The sequence below is a fragment of the Candidatus Phytoplasma tritici genome, from assembly GCF_000495255.1.
Taxonomy (GTDB): Bacteria; Bacillota_I; Bacilli_A; order Acholeplasmatales; family Acholeplasmataceae; genus Phytoplasma; species Phytoplasma tritici.
Map to the genome: position 1 here is coordinate 59,624 of NZ_AVAO01000003.1, position 19,904 is coordinate 79,527.

17 protein-coding genes and 2 pseudogenes are annotated in these 19,904 nt (G+C 27.8%); 14 read left to right on the plus strand and 5 right to left on the minus strand.

The annotated features are described in order from the left end of the window. The first annotated feature begins 526 nt into the window (after nt 1-526). From rpsD to tsaD, 10 genes are all read left to right on the plus strand, one after another. Complete coding sequence (gene rpsD / locus N747_RS0101530; RefSeq protein ID WP_024563507.1) at nt 527-1,123, plus strand: 30S ribosomal protein S4; 597 nt, start codon at nt 527-529, stop codon at nt 1,121-1,123. Nucleotides 1,124-1,507: 384 nt separating this feature from the next. Further along, nucleotides 1,508-4,177: a magnesium-translocating P-type ATPase gene (mgtA, locus tag N747_RS0101535; RefSeq protein WP_029783881.1), complete on the plus strand. Its 2,670-nt coding sequence runs from the start codon at nt 1,508-1,510 to the stop codon at nt 4,175-4,177. Nucleotides 4,178-4,369: 192 nt separating this feature from the next. Beyond that, complete coding sequence (locus tag N747_RS0101545; protein WP_240992299.1) at nt 4,370-5,146, plus strand: diadenylate cyclase; 777 nt, start codon at nt 4,370-4,372, stop codon at nt 5,144-5,146. A 117-nt stretch (nt 5,147-5,263) separates the two neighbouring features. Further along, entirely contained in the window at nt 5,264-6,130 is an 867-nt protein-coding gene (locus tag N747_RS0101550; RefSeq protein ID WP_024563510.1) for a DegV family protein, read from the plus strand. 201 nt (nt 6,131-6,331) lie between these two features. Beyond that, complete coding sequence (locus N747_RS0101555) at nt 6,332-6,931, plus strand: hypothetical protein (RefSeq protein WP_024563511.1); 600 nt, start codon at nt 6,332-6,334, stop codon at nt 6,929-6,931. A gap of 603 nt (nt 6,932-7,534) precedes the next feature. After that, on the plus strand, nt 7,535-7,591 hold the full coding sequence (locus N747_RS04280) for a hypothetical protein (protein ID WP_420885272.1): 57 nt from the start codon (nt 7,535-7,537) through the stop codon (nt 7,589-7,591). 323 nt (nt 7,592-7,914) lie between these two features. Continuing rightward, nucleotides 7,915-8,058: a hypothetical protein gene (locus N747_RS04285; RefSeq protein ID WP_420885271.1), complete on the plus strand. Its 144-nt coding sequence runs from the start codon at nt 7,915-7,917 to the stop codon at nt 8,056-8,058. Between the two features lie 336 nt (nt 8,059-8,394). After that, the gene (locus tag N747_RS04065) at nt 8,395-8,547 is read left to right on the plus strand and encodes a 2-amino-4-hydroxy-6-hydroxymethyldihydropteridine diphosphokinase (protein WP_240992300.1); all 153 of its coding nucleotides are present in this window, start codon (nt 8,395-8,397) and stop codon (nt 8,545-8,547) included. Nucleotides 8,548-8,669: 122 nt separating this feature from the next. After that, entirely contained in the window at nt 8,670-8,870 is a 201-nt protein-coding gene (locus N747_RS03645) for a hypothetical protein (protein ID WP_024563513.1), read from the plus strand. Nucleotides 8,871-8,896: 26 nt separating this feature from the next. Next, nucleotides 8,897-9,883: a tRNA (adenosine(37)-N6)-threonylcarbamoyltransferase complex transferase subunit TsaD gene (gene tsaD, locus N747_RS0101570; protein WP_024563514.1), complete on the plus strand. Its 987-nt coding sequence runs from the start codon at nt 8,897-8,899 to the stop codon at nt 9,881-9,883. Nucleotides 9,884-10,012: 129 nt separating this feature from the next. On the opposite strand, the gene N747_RS0101575 is transcribed toward tsaD, so the two are convergent. The 5 genes from N747_RS0101575 to N747_RS0101595 form a co-directional block, all read right to left on the minus strand. Next, nucleotides 10,013-10,273, minus strand: a complete 261-nt coding sequence (locus N747_RS0101575; protein WP_024563515.1) for a M41 family metallopeptidase — start codon at nt 10,271-10,273, stop codon at nt 10,013-10,015. Between the two features lie 671 nt (nt 10,274-10,944). Continuing rightward, the gene (gene tsaB / locus N747_RS0101580; protein WP_024563516.1) at nt 10,945-11,535 is read right to left on the minus strand and encodes a tRNA (adenosine(37)-N6)-threonylcarbamoyltransferase complex dimerization subunit type 1 TsaB; all 591 of its coding nucleotides are present in this window, start codon (nt 11,533-11,535) and stop codon (nt 10,945-10,947) included. Nucleotides 11,536-11,626: 91 nt separating this feature from the next. After that, a complete protein-coding gene (gene tsaE, locus N747_RS0101585; protein ID WP_024563517.1) occupies nt 11,627-12,115 on the minus strand; it encodes a tRNA (adenosine(37)-N6)-threonylcarbamoyltransferase complex ATPase subunit type 1 TsaE in 489 nt (162 codons plus the stop codon). 109 nt (nt 12,116-12,224) lie between these two features. Further along, nucleotides 12,225-14,732, minus strand: a complete 2,508-nt coding sequence (gyrA, locus tag N747_RS0101590) for a DNA gyrase subunit A (protein ID WP_024563518.1) — start codon at nt 14,730-14,732, stop codon at nt 12,225-12,227. A 95-nt stretch (nt 14,733-14,827) separates the two neighbouring features. Continuing rightward, complete coding sequence (locus N747_RS0101595; RefSeq protein WP_024563519.1) at nt 14,828-16,843, minus strand: DNA topoisomerase subunit B; 2,016 nt, start codon at nt 16,841-16,843, stop codon at nt 14,828-14,830. A 387-nt stretch (nt 16,844-17,230) separates the two neighbouring features. Between N747_RS0101595 and N747_RS0101600 the strand changes: the two genes are divergently transcribed. The 4 genes and pseudogenes from N747_RS0101600 to N747_RS04290 all read left to right on the plus strand — a co-directional run. Further along, nucleotides 17,231-17,686 (plus strand): hypothetical protein, encoded by a 456-nt coding sequence (locus N747_RS0101600; protein ID WP_024563520.1) that lies wholly within the window; start codon nt 17,231-17,233, stop codon nt 17,684-17,686. A gap of 290 nt (nt 17,687-17,976) precedes the next feature. Further along, nucleotides 17,977-18,222 carry an SVM family protein gene (locus tag N747_RS04070; protein ID WP_240992301.1) on the plus strand — a complete coding sequence of 82 codons (246 nt, stop codon included), beginning with the start codon at nt 17,977-17,979 and terminating at the stop codon, nt 18,220-18,222. A gap of 749 nt (nt 18,223-18,971) precedes the next feature. Continuing rightward, a pseudogene (locus tag N747_RS03820) lies at nt 18,972-19,230 on the plus strand (hypothetical protein); the annotation flags it as partial. 47 nt (nt 19,231-19,277) lie between these two features. Further along, nucleotides 19,278-19,893, plus strand: a pseudogene (locus N747_RS04290) (DnaB-like helicase C-terminal domain-containing protein); the annotation flags it as partial. Between the last annotated feature and the right edge of the window lie 11 nt (nt 19,894-19,904).

Consider the following 19,904-nt stretch of genomic DNA (forward strand, 5'->3'; position numbering starts at 1 on the left):
TAATTTTTTGGTCTTAAAGAATAATTTTAGAGACAAAAGTTGTCTAAAAAACGGAACAGCGCACTTTTTTACCCGCAATTACAAATCATACCTTTATTGGGAAATATTAGGAAATATTTTCTAAAATTCATTTCTTATTATTTGGTTTGTTTTTGGTGGTTTGGTGTTTTTTTAGTTAAGTTTTTGATTTGTAACATTATATTTTTCCTCCTTAAAAAGTAAAAACTTAACTTCAATATAACTATATTACAATCTTTTTTGGAAAAAATAAAAAACAAACATAAAATAAAACTACCTTACAAACAAACCAAAATACAAATAAAAGTGCTAATAAACTTGACTATTTCATCTTTTTTTTATAAAATATTAGTGATGGTAAAACAGATGTATCTAAAATAATTAAACTAATCCCTTGCCTTTTAGAGGCTTTTCTAAGTAATTCTTTGCTGTTTAAGAAAGAAAGGAAAGCAGGCGATTATTAATTATTTGTTTACACAAACTTACCTTAAAAAAGGAGAGTTTATAAATGTCACGTTATACAGGTTCACTTTGGAAAGTTTCAAGACGCCTTAATTATTCGGTTTCAGAAACCGGAAAAGAATTACACAAAAGAGCTTATGGTCCAGGACAACACGGTCAAAAAAAAGTTAAATTAAGCGATTATGGGCTTCAATTGCAAGAAAAACAAAAATTACGTTTTACTTACGGCGTATCAGAAAAGCAATTTCGTAAAACTTTTGATAATGCAAGCAAACTAAAAGGGATTCATGGTGAAATGTTTTTAGTACTATTAGAATCTCGTCTTGATAACGTAGTTTATCGTTTAGGATTTGCAAAAACAAGAGCTCAAGCAAGACAATTAGTTAATCACGGTCATATTTTAGTAGATGGAAAAAAAGTAGATATTGCTTCTTATTGTTTAAAACCAGGGCAAACAGTTACTTTAAGAGAAAAATCTAAAAATTTAAATATTGTCCAAGAAGTTGTAAATAGTAAATTTGTTCGCGCAGATTATGTTTCTTTAGATAAAGAATTAGTGGGTAAATATGTAAGATACCCCAAAAGAAACGAATTTTTACCAGATATTAACGAACAATTAATAGTTGAATATTATAATAGATAACTTAAACGCCCTTTAATAGGGTGTTTTTGTGTATTTGGAATATATATAAAATAGTAGTTAATTGATTGTCATTATATAGTAAAAGACAACCAAAACTAATTTATTATTAATAATCAATAATTAAATAACTCATTACATAAAATAACAATTATAAAACAAAATTATAATAGTATAAGATAAATTAACACAAACAACAACACTCAAAAAACCACCCATCATAAACTTATTGTCTATAATAAATATAGCTTTTATATTATAATATTTTTGTAAACCAATATCATTTATTTAACATTTTACCCTAATTATCAATTATTAAAGTTTCAGTTTTAATTGCTTTTGATTAACTTTTAACTTTTAAAAATCTCAAAAAAGGAATTGATTAATATGAAAAAAGTAAATTTAAAACACCAAGAAACAATTGATTTTTTAAAAACTATGAGTCAAAAATCCCAAGAACAAACTTTAAAAACCCTTAATTCTTCTTTGCAAGGATTAGATCAAAATCAAGTAATTTTGCATCAAAGTTTGTATGGTAAAAATATTTTATCCCAAGAAACTAAAACCAGTTTTATTAAACAATTACTCCAAATTGCGATTACTCCTTTTAATATTGTTTTATTGATTTTAACTCTTATTTCTTTGGTTAATGATGTTCTTGCTCCCAGTCCAGAAACTAGAAGTTATGCTACTATTATAACTACTATTTTAATGTTTTTGGGTTCTGTGATTGTCCAATTTAGTCAAGAAAGCAAACATTTAAAAATTACTTCTCAATTAAAAACTTTGGTACAAAATACAACTGCAGTCAAACGAAATAATTGTAAAATTGAAATTGCTTTAGAAGAAGTAGTAAGAGGAGATATTGTTATTCTTTCGGCAGGAGATATTATTCCAGCTGATATTAAATTATTAGAAACCAAAGATTTTTTTGTAAAAACAACAACTTTTACTGGTGAATCAGAACCGGTAGAAAAAATGACATGTGCTTTTGTACGAAGTGAAACTATTTTAGACGATCCTAAATTAGTTTTGGCAGGTTCAACTGTTATTTCTGGTTATGCTATAGGTATTGTTTTAGTCACTGGCAAAGACACTTATTTAGGCAACATCAGCCAGGAAATTACTAAAAAAAAATCCCTTTCACACTTAGATCAAAGTATTAATACCATTGCTAAATTGCTTATGATATGTATTTGTTTAATGGCGCCTTTAGTATTCTTATTCAATTTTAACAAACCTCAAAATACTTTTTTACAATCATTCCTTTTTGCTCTTACCATTGCTTTTGGACTTACTCCTAAAATGCTTCCCTTAATTGTTGCTACTTCTTTTTCTAAAGGAATTGTTGCTTTATCCAAGTGCAAAGTAATTGTTAAAAACCTAAATGCTATTTCTAGTTTTGGAGCAATGAATATTTTATTTACTGACAAAACAGGAACCCTTACTGAAGACCAAATCTTTTTGGAAAATTTCTTAGACCTTAACGGCAATGAAGATATCCGTGTTTTGCGTCATGCCTATCTGAATAGTTTTTTTCAAACAGGGCTTAAAAGTTTAATTGATAAAGCCATTATTACCAAAACAAATAATGCCAAAACTCTACATCCTTCTTTGCAAGGAATTAATGTACAATTTACCAAAATTGATGAAATTCCTTTTGATTTTAAAAGAAGAAAAATGAGTGTAGTAATACAAGATTCCTCCCAAAAACAACAAATGATTACTAAAGGAGCAATTGAAGAAATACTTGCTATTTGTGATCATGTAGAACTTGAAGGCAAAGTTGTTCCTTTGAGTGACCAAAGCAAACAAATAGTCCTTCAACAAACCATAACTTATAATCAAAAAGGCTATCGTGTAGTTGGAGTAGCCCAAAAACTTATCTCAAATCCCAAGAAGCAACCTTGTTTTACTCCTAGACAAATTGAAGAAAAATCAATGGTTCTAATCGGATTGCTTACTTTTTTAGATCCTATTAAAGAAAGTTCAACCCAAACAATTGCCTCTTTGCAACAAAAAGGTATTATCGTTAAAATCCTTACAGGAGACAACGATATTCTTACTAAAGCCATTGCCCAAAAATTAAATATTCAAACAAATTATTGTCTTCAAGGAAGTGTTGTTGATAATTTAAGTGATGATGCTCTTTATGAAGCTTCTCAAAAAACTAATCTCTTCACTAAATTATCCCCCGAACAAAAAGCAAGAATTGTATCCGTTTTCAAACACAAAGGTAATATCGTTGCTTTTATGGGAGACGGCATTAATGATGCTTCTGCTATGAAACAAGCTAATTTAGGTATTTGTGTTGATAGTGGTGCTGAAATTACCAAAGAAATTGCAGATATTATTTTATTAGAAAAACAACTTACCGTTTTAGAACAAGGAGTTGTAGAAGGAAGAAAAACCTATACTAACGCCCTTAAATACATTAAATTTACTCTATCGTCTAATTTTGCCAATTCTCTCAGCATTTTACTTGCTAGTTTATGCCTTAACTTTCAACCTATGATAGTTTTACAAGTTTTATTTTTAGACCTTATCTATGATTTGATTTGTTTTGCTATTCCTTTTGATAATGTGGATGATATTTATTTACAAAAACCACGTAAATGGGATTTTGCAAGTATTAAGAGTTTTATGTTGTGGTTTGGTTTTTTTTCTTTTTTATTGGATGTTGCTTTTTTAATTGGAATGAAATTTCTTTTAGAAAACTTATCCCAAAACTATCAATTATTCCAAACTAGTTGGTTTATTTTTTCAATGTGGTCACAAACATTAACCCTTTTCTTATTGAGAACTGACAAAATTATTGCTAAAAACAATCAAAAAAACCTTCCCTCTTTCCTTATTATGGCATGTTGTTGTTTAGGTTTGATAATTACTACTTTCCTTCCTTTAATACCTATTGTAAGTCAAGCCCTTCATTTAGATCAATCAATTTTTGAAAAACCTACAATTTTCCCCTTTTTGTTATTTTTAGTAGTTATTTATTCATTAGTTATGATATGGGCTAAAAAAATATTTATTCAAAAACACAAACAATTATTATAAGTTGTATTGATTAATTTCGTTATTTTTTAACTTTGTATTATTTTATTATTTCAAAATAAAAATGGTTTGGTTTGGTTTTTGTTTATCAAAAATTAATTATAAATTGATTGTTTTTCTTTCTAATATCCCCCCCTTTTTGCCTTCCAAATTTTTTCAATTTATTAATCATAATCATTTTTGAAAGGAATTTCTATGTTTGGAACCTCTCCTTTATGGACAGTTTTTTTGTTTTTGTGCATCTTTATTGTTTTTCATTTTTTCTTACGCAAATATCAAGTTTTAAATATGGTATTTTTATTTTTGCTTTTATTTTCCCTTGTTTATTGTTTGAAAAGCTACCACGATACTTTTGTTGAACCTATTTTTAAAAGATATCTTAGTTTAGACATTTCTAAAAACATTTATGATTGCTTATTAAATTTTATTCTAACTAGTATCATCATCATCAAAGCTCCTTATTTAAGAGTTGTTTTTAATAATTGGTCTAAGCATTGGAATATCAAACGAAAAAACTTTTTTATGGGTGGAGATAATACTCAAAAAGAAATTATTAAAGCCACTTTAGAACTTGCTTCGCGTAAAATAGGAGCCTTAATTACGATTGAAAAAAATAATACTTTGGAACAATACGCTCAAAAAGCTATCTTAATTGATGGTAATGTTTCTAAAGAACTGTTGTTAAATATCTTTGCTCCCAACAATCCTTTACATGATGGAGCAGTTATTATCAGAGGAGATAAAATTTTGTGTGCTAGTGCCTATTTTACCTTGTCTTCATCAGTTGATTCCTTAGATAAAAAAATTGGTTCGCGCCACCGTGCAGCCTTAGGAATTAGTGAAACTACAGATAGTATGACAATTGTTGTCTCCGAGGAAACAGGAAACATTTCTATCGCTTTAGAAGGGATGATGTTTCAAACTAACGAACAAGAAAAACTTAAAGAATATTTGGCTATTTTTATGAATTAATTAAAATAAAAATTAAAAATAAATAAAATACAACCCAATTTTATAAAATAAAACAATACCCACTAATCTAAAACCCCAGATACACCAATCAAAGACGAAAAGGAAATAAATAAATAAATGAATAAACGAAAATTAGGCATCGTAGTTGATTCTACTTGCGGAAATACTTATGGCAAAAACTTTTTTGAAGATATTTCAATAGTGCCTTTAACATTAATTGTTGGAGAAACTAGCTATATGGATGGTACTATTGACAATACTACTTTACTAAATTTTATTGAAAACAAACAAAAAGTAACTACCAGCCAACCCAATCCAGAGCTTTTTATTAAAGCTTTTCAGAAACAATTTGATTTAGGATATAAACACGTTATTTGTTTAACTTTATCAAGTAAACTAAGTGGTACTCATAATAGTGCTCTTTTAGCTAAAAAAATGCTTAACAATCCCAATATTACTATTATTGATACTCAAAATATTGGTCCTGGAGTTTATTTTTTCTTACAAAGAATTAATGATTGGCTTACTCAAAACCCTGATGTTTCCCCCCAAACAATTACTGATAAAATTAATGAAGAAAAACTAAAAGGTTTTTTGTTATGCACTATTAATAATTTAAAAATATTGGCTTATAATGGACGTATCTCTAAATTTAGATTTTTAATTGGTAACCTTTTGAAAATACACCCTATTTTAAAATTTCAAAAAGGAGTGTTATCAATCGAAAAAAAAGTAAGAAACTTAAAAAACTGTTTTAACTATTGTCTTAAAAAAATATTAGAACACAAAACTGCAAATAATAAACTTGATATTCAAGTTATTTATGTAGACGATGAAAAAGATGCCAAAGAACTTTTAGCACAAATCACAAACTTAGCCAATCCCCAAATTAAAGCTACTCTTTATGGTGCTATTTCTCCTGTAGTAGCGGCTCATATTGGCTATAAAGGGTTTGGATTTTATCTTAACGAAATTACAGATTAACTTATAATTGCATTGTTTTTTAATCCCTTGATTTTGTTAAAATAATTTTTTACCCCAAAAATTTTCAAAATGTACCTTTAAAAAACACTTAAATAATCTTTTTGATTATCTTTTTGGCTATTTTAAGATACAATAAAATTGTAGCTATATTTTTAGTTACATTATATTTTTATATCCTTTATATTAGAAAGAACCAAATAAGTGTCTATATTTCACCAAAGAAAAAAACTTTTTTTCAAAATACTTTTGGTTTTAGTATTATTTTTTTTTATTACAACTATCGCTTATGCTATAGAAGATTGGCATAAATTAAAAAAGGATAGTAATTTTGGATTAAAAATTGCTGCTCCTGCAGAATTGTTAGTTTCCAAACCCACAGATCTTCACGACACCAATAAAAAATTTTTAGTTCCTGCAAAACATAGTTTTTTAATGACAACAGAACAAACAGATAGAGTTATTTTTGAACAAGAAGTTACTCTAAAAACTCAAAACGACAAATTAACTTTTATAAACGGAAAAAATACCAAACTAGATATTAATTATTTTTTTGAAAACCTTGATTTAAACGAAATGTTAAAAAATTTTTTTGATGTTCATATTTTGTGGAAATACAAAGAACAACCCCAACAAAGTTTTATTCCTTATGACAATACAAACAAACCAGTTATTATTGATACAAACGGTAATTTAAAAAAAATTATTATTCAATTTACCATTTGTGCTTCTAAAGTTTTTACTTCTGAATTCCAAAATAAAGAAAAAAAATTGCAGATAAAATATAACATAGAAAAACCATAATATTGTTTTGCTATTTTTATTATTTGTGATTTGCAATTAATAACTATTTTTAATTTTAAGCTCCTTTAAAATTTTAAATTATATAAATTGCTTATTTATTTCAATACTTAATTTTTCAAATAAGCGAAGACCGTATCAGCACGGTCTTTTCTTTTTTTCCTTTGATATTTATTTTAGAAAAAAATTAATTTGTTACAAAAATATCTATATTAATAAAATAAAATTCTAACCTTATTATTTTTTTATAAAATGAATTGATGAAAAAACATTTTTTGTTTCTTTTGGTAACACTCTTTAACGATAAAAATTTCTTTTAGTAAAATAATTTGTATTCCAATTCTTCAAATTAAAAAATATAAAAATAAAGGCCAAAAAGTTTACAATGGAACTTAACAATCAAACAATTAATTTCTATTCAAAACATCCTAAAATATGGAAACTGGATCACAACCGTCAAATTGAAATTTATCATAAAACTTTAATTATGGAAATTATTAATGTTACTCTTGATTCTTTTTCAGATGGCAACCAACATTTACTACTTAAAAAAGCAGTTAATCAAATGCTCTTCGTTGTCTCAAAGAAGGTGCTTATATCCTTGATATTGGAGGAGAATCTACTCGTCCAGGATCAACTCCAATTACTCCTTTAGAAGAATAAAAACGCATTTTTTGCCTGTTATTAAAGAATTATCACGCCACAACCCCCTAAAGGACATTATCTCTGTTGATACTTATTATCATTTTTAAATTGATAAATTAGCCATTAAAGCAGGAGCTCATATTATCAATGATTGATGGTGGCTCGCAACAAAATCCTCAAATGGCATAAACAACTACTGCATTAAATGCAGGTATTTGTATTATGCATACAGGAAGAAAAATCGAAAAAAACTTTCTAATGCCTTCTTACAATACCAATTTTATTTTTTAAATCATTCTTTAGAAATTGCCAAATAAGCCCAAATTGCAACAGAGGAAATAGTGATTGACTCTGGATTTGATTTTGAAAAAAACATTGATGAAAACTTTGATATTATAAAAGAATTTGAGCAATTAACTAAAATGGAATTCCCCATATTGGTAGGGGTCTTTCACACAAAAGATTTCTTCAGGCCATATGAATAAAATAGTTTGCTTTTTGCAGATACTTTAATGAAAAAAATATAAATATTATTATAAATATATTTTAAAAATTATCCCTTTTAAAATAATGAAAAATATTAATTTTTCAACATAAAAAACGCAAAAAACCACATTCTTAAAAAAGGGATTTATGGCTTGTCAAAACTTATCAAATATTTTTCAAAAACAAATATTTTGCCAAATTTTTTTATTTTTTACAATTATACCCAAGTGAAGAACGTATAAAACAATGAAATTTAATAACAATATAGAAGCCATAGGGCTTGGAGTAATCTGTGAGATAAAAGAATAATTTATAAACTGCTTTAAAAAAGATTAATGCATCCTCAATGTGAAGTTTTGAAAGTTTCTCCTTTGTATGAAACTATTCCTTTGGGTAAAACAGACCAACCTTTATTTTTAAATGATGCTATTCTAATCAAAACTATCTTATCCTCTTTACTTTTTTTAGATTTTTTATTATCTGTATAAATTAAGCTTAAAAGAAAACACCTGGAATTATGGGGATCGCGTACTATTGATTTTTTGGTAATTATACTTGCAAAACTCCTAAATTAACTATTCCTCATCCCTATATATGTTAGAAAGAATTTTTGTCCTTTGCTTCTTTAGCAGATATTTTGCCTAAACAAATAATACAAACTAAAACTATTTTAGAATGGAAAAACCAATTATATCAAAATGCAGTTAAAATAATTGAAAATAATCAATGGTATCAACCTTCTTTTGAAAAATTTCTAACTGTTTCATTTTTAGACAACTTAATTATTTTAAACTATCATTTATTAATATAAAAATAAAATTATAAAAAGGAAATTATATGAACATTTTATCAATTGAAACAAGTTGTGATGAAACGAGTTGTGCAGTTACTGAAAATGGTAAAAAAGTACTCTCTAATGTAGTTTTTTCCCAAATTAAAGATCATCAAATTTTTGGTGGAGTAGTCCCCGAAATAGCTTCTAGAAAACATATTCAATTTATGACTTTGGTATTACAACAAGCCCTTAAAGAAGCATATCTCACACCCCAAGAAATTGATTTAGTAGCAGTTACCCAAGGACCTGGTTTAGTAGGTTCGTTGTTAGTGGGTATTAACGCCGCTAATGTTTTTGCCTACACTTATAAAAAGCCTCTTTTGGGAGTAAATCATTTATTAGGTCATATCTATTCTGCTCAAATTGAACATGAAATTAAATTTCCTGCTTTGGTGCTTTTAGTTTCTGGAGGACACACCGATCTTTTTTATCTTACGGATCATCTCCAAATTAAACCTTTGGGCACTACTCTTGATGATGCAGTAGGAGAAGTTTATGATAAAATTGCTAAAAACCTTAATTTTCCTTATCCCGGAGGACCTTTGATTGATCAATTAGCCCAACAAGGAAAAGACACTTATCATCTGGTACGTCCTTATTTAAAAAATGATGATCTTAATTTTAGTTTTTCAGGATTAAAAAGTACTTTGGTAAATTTAGTGATGAAACAAAACCTAAAAGATATTAAAATTCCTGATTTATGTGCTTCTTTTCAAGCCAGTGTTATTGATGTTTTATATGAAAAAACCAAAAGAGCTTTAACCAAATATCCTGTTAAACAATTAATTGTTACTGGTGGAGTTGCTTCTAATTCTGGTTTAAGACAAAAGTTTATGACATCTTTTTCTAACTCGGAAGTTATTTTCCCTAGTTTACAATATTGTACTGATCAAGCTGCTATGATAGGAATTGCGGCTTATTATCAGAATCAAATTATCAAAGCTTCTAAAAAATATGATCTTACGGCAAATCCTAATTTGTTTTTTTGATTTTTGATAACTCTCTTTTTTACTTTTTCTTTGGTTGTTTTGGTATTTGTTTTTTTTAGTGATTTTTTCAAGTTGTTCTTTTTCTTCTTCGTCCAAAGTATAAACTTCACTTTGATTAAGGGTGTCTTTTTATAATAAAGCCTGAGTTATTTTTTTCACTAATACTTTATGTTTTTCTAAAATATTTTTAACTTCTTGGTCTACTCGATAACGAGTTTGCCCTGAACTTTTTTCAAAGTTGATATATCTTAAAGGACTCATCCCAGAATAAGCAACCATTCCAAAAGAAATTCTTGTAACAGTTTTTAAATTGCCATAAATTCTATTAGTTTGTTTTTTTAAAAAGAGCTCTTCAGCAGCAGCTCCAACCCAAAGAAACAACAATATCATAGATTAATTGTTTTTTTGGTTTGATGTAATTTTTCTTTTTTTTGATAGGCCACATTTAACCATTATAAGTACCAAAATTAATTCAATCAACTTGTTTATTGTCATCTGTTGCTGTTTTTTTGTTAATATCTTTTGGACGTGAGTTTTCCTTTTGTATTATATGTTTCATCCCAATATTTGCATGTTTGAAGAGACCAATTTATTAATTTATTTTCTTCTGTACTATTTGCTAAATAATATCTTTGAGATAATTGATTACCTTTTTAATCAAAAGTAGCATCCCAAGTATCATCACTTTCTCAATCTACTTTTTTGCCTTCTAGTTTGGTATCGTCTTTTAAATATTTTTTTCTAGCATGATATATTTTAGGATTTTGATTATTTTAAGGCCACACCTAATCACACAATGAACCAAACACCGCTTTATATTTACAAATAAACATCCTAAAACTATAAAATAAAACCACCATAATTGTGATAATTTAAAATATGACTTTTATTTCATATATTATCTATTATTATATAATTCTCCAAAAAATAATTAAAAAATCTTCTTTTTTTAAAAAAATAAAAAACTACTATTAACTGCAATTTTGTATATAAAAAAAGAGACTTTTTAAGTCTCTTTTTGGGATTATTTATTTATTTTAAAAAATATTTTTACTTTTTTGTCAATCATTTTTTTCTAAATTGCGTTCTGCCTGGGTTTTGGTTAAGTAGTTAGGAACTAATAAATGGGGATTGGAAACAATTTTTGCAAATTTTTTGATGGTGCGCAAATCTATTTTGATAGTATTTGGTTCAATTAATAAATGATTAGGAAAAGATTGTAAGAAATTACTCTCAAATCTATCTTCGTTTAAGCAAATTTGGTTGTCTTTGAGGCTTAAAGCAAAAAAAGCATTGCTTCTAGCATCAATTAAAGGAGTAAGCAAATCATAAGAATAACCGCTAGATAAAAGTAATATACTGCTTATTTGGTATAAAGGGATTTGCAAGTTGAAGGCTAACATTTTGGCTGTAAGAACTGCTAAACGAGTGCCAGTATAAGAACCAGGACCCACACCAACTATTAAAGCATCTAAGTTTTTTAGATCTAAATTATTTTCTTGTAAGACGCTTTCAATTAAAGGAATCATGCAAGAAACATAATCGTTTTTGCCAAGGCGTGATTTGAAAGTAGTAATTTTTCCTTGAATGACTAAAATAACTATTTGGCTTTTGGTGGCATTATCTAGAATTAAAATGTTTTGATGATTCATTTTTCGTATCGCTTTCAAAAGTTTGGTTGAAAAATTATAAAAAAATTTAAAGGTTGATTTTGGAATAAATATTTTTCATATCATTTTTTACTTATTTATTTTTATTATCAAGGTTTACATTTTGATAGATAGTAATTTTTCTTTGAGTTTCATTGAAAAATGTCATTTCTACTAAAAAAGCAAAATCAGGAAAAAGGTAACTGCAATTTTGAAAATATTCTACTATAACAAAATCTTTATAAGTAAGGTCTTCTAATAGTTCTTCTAAAAATTCAGGTTCAAGGTTTGTGCGATATAAATCAAGATGATAAATAGTGTGCAATTTGTTCTTGTAGGTTTTAGAAATAACAAAAGTAGGACTACAAACGTTTTTAAGGATAGCAAAACTTTTAATAAAACCCTTAGTAAAGATAGTTTTTCCACAACCCAAAGAGCCTTGCAATAAAATGATTGTTTTGTTTTGTTTCGCTTTGGGAGTGTTTCTTTTTTGATTGATGAGTTTTTTCCCTAAATTGTATCCCAATATTTGGGTTTCTTTTGGGTTATTAGTAATTATTTCTAAATATATTTTGGTTTTCATGTAAGTTTAGACCTTTAATTATTATGAGATTAAAATAATATGATAAGTCCTTTGTTCTTTTTTCTTTTGTATTGTTTTTTTGTCTTTTGTATTTTATTTTGGTTTAAAATTAATTTTCTAAGACATCTACATCAAGTATTTCTTTTTTGACAACTGCTACTGAAATTGCTTTGTGACCTGTTTTTAATTTGATGATGCGTGTTCCTTGGGTAGCTTTGTTTTTTGTTTTGGTGATTTGGTCAATTGCAACTCTTACTACTTGTCCTTTGTCAGAAGAAACAATAAGATCATCTGAAGGTAGGACTACTTTTAGGGTAATAAGTCTTCCCTTTTGGTCGTTTACTTTGATAGTTTTAGAGCCTTTGCCGCTGCGCGCTTGAATGCGGTATTGGTTGACATTGGTGATTTTTCCAAAGCCGTTTTCAGTCATTACTAAAATGTTTTGTTCTTTGGAATCGGTGTCAAATAAAGCAGCTCCTACTAAGAATTCACCATTTCCAAGACGCATCCCAATTACACCCATACTGTTTCGACTAATGCTTTTAATTTTGGTTTCGCAAAAACAAATAGCATTGCCATTGTTAGATGCTAGAATGATGTTTTTAGTGCTTGTGGTTTTGTTTACTGTAAGGACTTCATCGTTTTCTTTTAGTCTAATTGCGATAAGGCCTCTTTTGGAAATGTGACTGTATTCTTTGAGAGGTGTTTTTTTGACTATACCTTTTTTGGTAGCAAAGAATAAGTAATCTTGGGATTGATCAAAGTTTTTAATACTGGTGAAAGAAGTTAAAAATTCGTCTTTTTCGAATGGTAAGAAATTAACAAGGTGGCTTCCTTTGGATTGTCTTTGACCTAAAGGAATTTCGTAGCCTTTGAGTTGATAGACTTTTCCTTTGTTAGTAAAAAATAAGTGATAATCGTGAGTAGAAGTAATTGCTAGATGTTCAATGAAGTCTTCTTCGTAGATTTTCATACCAGAAACACCTTGTCCGCCTCTTTTTTGTTGTTTGTAAGTGTCAATATCCATACTTTTGATGTAGCCTTTGTTAGTAATTGTAATAATGATAGGTTTTTTTTCGATTAGGTCTTCGTCTTCAAAGTTTAGTGGAGCATCAAAATTTAGTGTAGTTTTTCTGTTATCTTGATATTTTTTCTTCATTTCTAGAAGTTCTTTTTCTAAAATGCGTTCTTTTTTCTTTTGGGAATCAATGATACTTTTGCATTCTAAAATTTCTTGAGTGAGGTTTTTTTCTTCGGTGATAAGTTTTTGAGTTTCTTGGTTAGCAAGTCTTTGAAGGCTCATTTCTAAAATGGCTTTGCTTTGTATTTCGTCAAAATTGTATCTTTGCATTAATTTGCTTTGGGCTTCTTTGACATCTGTAGAAGTTTTGATGAGTTTAATAGCAATTTCGATGTCTTCTAAAATAGTGATAAGGGCTGTTACTAAATGTTTTCTTGCACTTGCTTTTTTGAGTTCAAAGATTTTTTGGCGGTTAATAACTTCGATGCGAAAATTGAAAAAAGCTTCTAAGATTTGTTTTAAAGAAACTAATTGGGGAGTTTTTCCAACTAATGCAACCATATTGATACCAAAAGAAATTCTTAATTGGGAATGTTTGTAGAGTTTGTTAAGAATAATTTTGGCGTTAGCGTCTTTTTTAAGTTCAATTACGATTTTCATTCCTTTGCGACTGGATTCGTCTCTAAGGTCTGTGATTCCTTCTACTATTTTGTTTTTAACTAGAAAAGCAATTTTTTCAATTAGATCAGTTTTTTTAACTTGATAAGGAATTTCTGTAACAATAATTGAAATTTTTCCTCTTTCTTCTAAAACGTAACTTTTAGCCTTTAAGATAACAGCTCCTTGTCCTGTGTGATAAGCACTTTTTAAACTTTGTAAGCCTAAAAGTTCACCACCAGTAGGAAAATCAGGTCCTTTAATATGTTGCATTAATTCATCAATAGAAATGTCTTTATTATTAATGTAGCTAATTAAACCATCAATAACTTCTCCTAAATTGTGAGTAGGGATTTTGGTTGCCATTCCTACTGCAATTCCTGTAGCTCCATTAATTAATAAGTTGGGAAGAGCTGTTGGAAGCACTAATGGTTCTTTTTCAGTGCCATCGTAATTATCAACAAAATCAATTGTTTCTTTGTCAATGTTTTTGATTAGTTCCATTGCCATTTTTGCCATTTTAACTTCAGTATAACGCATAGCTGCTGCTTTGTCGCCATCAATTGAACCAAAATTTCCATGACCGTCTACTAAAGGATAACGGTAACTAAAATCTTGAGCCATTCTTACCATTGCCTCATAAATGCTTGAATCACCATGAGGATGGTATTTACCCATAACATCCCCAACTATACGAGCTGCTTTTTTGTAGCCTGTGTGACTGTAGACGCCTAATTCTTTCATACTATATAAAATACGTCTTTGGACTGGTTTTAAGCCATCTTTAATGTCTGGTAAAGCTCTTGATACAATTACGCTCATTGCATAACTTAAGAAGGATTTTTTCATCTCTTCGCTTAAGTTTACTTCTTGAATGTTGCCATGATCGTGGGGTTTGTGGTTGTTAGCTTCATTTTTTTGATTTTTTTGTTCGCTCATTTTTGACCTCTTTTTAAATATATATATATATATATTAATTGTTATTTAATTTTTATAATTTGTTATTTTTAGTTGTATAAAATAATTATTTTTAATTAAACGTCTAAATCAGCTTCTAAGGCTTTTTCTAATATGAAGTTTTTTCTTGGTAAGACTTTTTCTCCCATTAACATGTTAAAAGTTTGGTCTGCTTCCATTAAAGCTTCTTCATCACTTAAAGCATTAAGGGTATCTTTGAGACTTGCTTTGAGAAGAGTACGCGTTTCTGGGTTCATAGTTGTTTCCCAAAGCTGATTAGGATTCATTTCTCCAAGTCCTTTGTATCTTTGGAACCCATCTTTTAAGTTGTTTTTAGTTGCAAAAGTTTGTTTTACTTTTTCATCGTAAAAATATTTTGGAGTGCTTTTTCCTTTTTGGTATTTGTATAAAGGAGGACGAGCAAAATAGATGTAGCCTTTTTCAATTAATTCGCGGAAATGTCTGAAAAAGAAAGTTAATAATAAAGTTCTTATATGGGCTCCATCAACATCGGCATCTGTCATAATGATAATTTTGTGATAACGGATTTTATCCATATTAAAGTCTTTTCCTTTACCAATGTTAATTCCTGCACCAATTGCTTGTATTAAAGATTTAATTTCTTTATTGGTAAGAATTTTGGCATCTAGACTTTTTTCTACATTAAGGACTTTACCACGTAAAGGAAGTATAGCTTGAAAACGCGAGTCTCTTCCTTGTTTAGCAGAACCACCCGCTGAATCTCCTTCGACAATGTAGAGTTCAGAAATATGAGGGTCTTTACTTCTACAATCAGCTAATTTGGATGCGAAACCTAAAGAATCAAGGGGCTTATTTCTTACTACTTCGCGAGCACGTTTAGCAGCTAGACGGGCATTTGCAGAAAGAAGACATTTATCAATTATTTTTTTTGAATCTTGGGGATGTTCTAATAAATATTTTTCTAAAAATTCGCCAAATAATTGGGATGTAATTTGTCTTACTTCAGTATTTGCTAGTTTAGCTTTAGTTTGTCCTTCGAATTGAGGGTCTTGATGTTTTAAAGAAATAATAGCAGTAATTCCTTCTAAGATGTCTTCACTTAATAAATGTTCGTCTTTTTTTAAAAGATTAAATTCCTTAGCATATTTAGAAATAACACGGTTTAGGGCTAATTTAAAACCTTCTTCGTGAGTTCCTCCTTCATGAGTAGGAATATTGTTAACAAAAGAAAAGATTTTTTGGCTTTGAGTGTAGTTAGGAATAGCGTCTTTGCCTTCTTTTTCTTCTATTTCATTTCCTTCTGCGTCTTTTTTGGCAGGACGGAGTTTGGTAGTGTATTCAAAGACAATTTCAAAAGCTATTTTTTGGGCTTCTTTTTCCAGATAAAAAATTTCGTGAAAAGGAGTTTGTTTGTGGCTAGTGTTAATAAAATTTAGGTAGTCTTGTAAGCCTTTTTCATGGCAAAAGTTAAAAACAGTTTCTTTTTCGTATCTTTTGTCAGCAATGTTTAATTTAAGACCTTTGTTTAAAAAAGACAATTGTTGTATTCTTTCTTTGAGAGTATCAAAGTTATAAATGGTAGTTTCTTTGAAAATTTCGGGGTCTGCTAAAAATTGGATAGTAGTTCCTCGTTTGTTAGTTCCCCCAATTACTTCCAAAGGTGAAACTGCAATTCCTTTTTCGTATTTTTGAAAATAGATTTGTTTGTTAAGGTGAATTTCTACAGTAAACCAAGTAGAAAGAGCATTTACCACAGAGGCTCCTACACCATGAAGACCTCCTGAAACCTTGTAAGAAGAACTGTCAAATTTTCCTCCAGCATGAAGAGTAGTTAAAATTGTTTCTACTGCTGGTTTTCTTGTTTTGGGGTGAATATCAACTGGAATTCCTCTACCATTGTCAGAAACACTAATAATTTCTCCAGGTAGGATTTCTAAAGTGATGTTGTTAGCATGTCCTGCTAAAGCTTCGTCAATGGAATTGTCAACGATTTCCCAGACTAAATGATGAAGTCCTTTTTGAGCAGTCGAACCAATATACATTCCTGGTCGTTTGCGAACTGCTTCCAAACCTTCTAAAATTTGAATACTATCGGCATTGTAATTTTTCAAAAAAATAGCTCCTTTTTTGTAAATTCATAAAATATTAAAATATAGATTAAAGATTAAATAATAAAATTTTAAAACATGTAAAAAATGTAAAAAAGATAAATAAAAAACTTTGCAAATAGCAAAATTATTAATTATGAAAAACATTTACCAATTATTATTAATTCATTATTTTTTGGTAAAATATTTATTATTGTTTTTGATAATTTGGATAAAAAGATGATATTTTATACAACTTAATCACAACATATTATAACATAAAAACTAGTTATTTTGTGGTTTTTACAATTAGTGATTAAAAAAACTCTAAATTGTCTTTTTGAGTTATAATATAAGTAATAGTAATTTTGTTTTGCTATATTAATATTGCAAAAGGAAGGACAAGCATAAATGCAAATAGTAATCTTAGGAAAGAAATTTTTTTTATTTTTTAGTTTATTTTTTAGTTTGTTTTTTATTTCTTTATTTAATATTTATCAAACATTTGGAGCAGCACTAACAACTGAAACAACAACAACTGAGGTTGTAGAAAATTTGGGAGAAGGTGATAAAATTGTTCATACAGTTACAACAGTAACACAAGGAGACAAAACAACTGTAAATACTAAAGATAGTGAAGGAAACAAAGTAACAGTACAAAATTTAGGAGAAAATAATGCAGTTACTAAAACTGAATTAACTACTGAAGGAAATAAAACCAAAATTAAAACTTTTGGAGAAGGTGATTCAGTTGTCCAAACGGTTGAAAAACCACAAGAAAAAGAAAAAAAACACAAGAACAAGAAAAAAAAGAAAAAGATAAAACTAAAGATAAAGAACAATCTAAATTCTTACTTTGTTTTTTAGCAGTATTAGTGATATTAGTAGTATTAGTGATATTAGTAGTATTATCAGTTTCTGCAGGATTTCTTTATTCTAATAAACAAAAAATTTAAAAAATTATATAATTGATAAATTAAACTACCTTAATTGGTGGTTTTTTTATTTTTAAGGAGTTTATATTAAAGGTAAAAAAATAAAATATTTTATTTTTTTTTAATCTTATTATCATTAATTATAAATGATGAAAAAAATTATAACTTTTATTTCTTTTTTGTGTTAGAATGTAAATAATAGTAAGTCATTAATCACTTAATATGATTAATAGTAATATTTTAGAGGCCGATCAAGAAATGTATGAAGGTATGTTATCCAACGCCATTAAATTAAGAGATTCTTTACAATGTCAATACGATAAAAGCGAAAAGGAATATCAAAATCAAATTATTCTTAAATATATTTGTTTTTTTTTAGGATTGTTTTTAATAATTAATAATAAATCCGTTATGGCAATGGAAAACAACGCTTATAAAGGTAAACAAAAAAAGATAATAATATCTTAGATGAAGCGATAGAAAATTTGGAAGAAGAAATTAAATACTTTAATAAAAAAGGAATTCAAATTAATTTAGATAAAATAACAAAATTATTATCTGAAAATGAAACCAACACAAAAAAAGAAATATAACATTAGAAAAACAAAATTTGCTCATTTCAAAAAACCCCCAATAAGAAAAAAAATAATTTAATATAAATATCTTATATTTTACAAAGACCCTTCAGGGTCTTTTTTTATTTTCACACATTTTTTCATTGTTAAGAAAAACAAACTAATCCAACTAACAAAGCAATAAACAAAATTAGATAATATGTTCATTAAAATTCTGAATACAACTGTCTCTTAAAAAACTATTTTACAAACACCACATTAAATTAGGAGGTAACCAACAATGTTTAAATTAACCAAAACCCCCTTTATCTAAATATTTAATCATTATTTTATTTATCACTCTTTTTAATTTTTCTACTCATTCTATCTCGGTTCATTCTTTATTTCATCATCAAGCCAAATAAACCATTAAATTATCCGACTACCAAACTCTCCAACAAAGATGATGGGATTCAAATTCTCCCCGAAAACCCAAAAAAACAATCTCTCAAAAGAGAATTAGAATTGCAACAAGAATATCAACACTAACTCCAAAAAGAATTAAATAAATGCGAATGTGAAACATTAAAAGCTATTATAAAGAACGCATCAATGAATATACAGAAATAATCAAAACCTTACAACAATATATCAACTAAATGAATAATGGCGTTTAATTTCAAAACCTGTCTCCGAGACCGCTATAAACAAGCCATGGTAGAGGGACAACAATTAAAAAATTAGATACGCGTTTTAAGTTCTATTTATTAACAAACAACGAAACAGAAACTCAAAGACTAAACAATAAAATCAATCAAGGAAAAGTACAAGGCATTAATTATTTTCCAATTCATCCAACAATTTATTACAAAAATTAATTACCACCAAATTCATCGCTTTTTTTAATATTGATATAATTTAAAAAAGGAGTTAATATAAAACATTAACCAACGAACAAAAATCGTTAAAATAACTAATAAATTATATCGAACAAAGCCAATGGAAAAGTTAAACTTTTACTGCCAAATAATTAACTCCAAAAATCTACTCGATCCTAAAAATAAAAAAATATTTACAGCTTTAAAATATTTATTTTTAGAAAAGCAAACAGAAATTATCGTCATTTACCACCTTCAAATAACGAAAACCACAAACCCAATTAAAAAATGACCGTCTAGCCATTGATGAAATTATAATTAAATCAAAACAATTAGCCATTAAATTAAACATAGTTATTATCATTTTATCTCAATTTTCAAGAGATGCATACATCAATTACTAAGGTAAATCAACAGAAATAACAGCTTTAAAAGGAAGTGGTGAAATTGAAACTAAATTAGATATCGTCTTAATGATGTCTTAATTCCAACCCCAAAAAACTATCCAAAGACAAATAAAAACTCATAAATATATATAATTCAACCTTAAATCAACTATATTTAGTAATCTAATGACAATGAAAATCAAAAAATAATCGAAGTATGTGTCAAAAAAAATATAAGTGGCGCCAAAAAAATTAATTTATCACTTTAAAATGATGAAATTACCACCCAAACATTTTAAGAAAATTGAAATTTATTATTAATCAAAAAAACT

Coding starts and splice junctions, on each gene's coding strand:
- rpsD (WP_024563507.1), top strand. CDS start 527: ATGTCACGTTATACAGGTTCACTTTGGAAAGTTTCAAGACGCCTTAAT.
- mgtA (WP_029783881.1), top strand. CDS start 1,508: ATGAAAAAAGTAAATTTAAAACACCAAGAAACAATTGATTTTTTAAAA.
- N747_RS0101545 (WP_240992299.1), top strand. CDS start 4,370: ATGTTTGGAACCTCTCCTTTATGGACAGTTTTTTTGTTTTTGTGCATC.
- N747_RS0101550 (WP_024563510.1), top strand. CDS start 5,264: ATGAATAAACGAAAATTAGGCATCGTAGTTGATTCTACTTGCGGAAAT.
- N747_RS04065 (WP_240992300.1), top strand. CDS start 8,395: ATGCATCCTCAATGTGAAGTTTTGAAAGTTTCTCCTTTGTATGAAACT.
- tsaD (WP_024563514.1), top strand. CDS start 8,897: ATGAACATTTTATCAATTGAAACAAGTTGTGATGAAACGAGTTGTGCA.
- N747_RS0101575 (WP_024563515.1), bottom strand. CDS start 10,273: ATGATATTGTTGTTTCTTTGGGTTGGAGCTGCTGCTGAAGAGCTCTTT.
- tsaB (WP_024563516.1), bottom strand. CDS start 11,535: ATGAATCATCAAAACATTTTAATTCTAGATAATGCCACCAAAAGCCAA.
- tsaE (WP_024563517.1), bottom strand. CDS start 12,115: ATGAAAACCAAAATATATTTAGAAATAATTACTAATAACCCAAAAGAA.
- gyrA (WP_024563518.1), bottom strand. CDS start 14,732: ATGAGCGAACAAAAAAATCAAAAAAATGAAGCTAACAACCACAAACCC.
- N747_RS0101600 (WP_024563520.1), top strand. CDS start 17,231: ATGCAAATAGTAATCTTAGGAAAGAAATTTTTTTTATTTTTTAGTTTA.
- N747_RS04070 (WP_240992301.1), top strand. CDS start 17,977: ATGATTAATAGTAATATTTTAGAGGCCGATCAAGAAATGTATGAAGGT.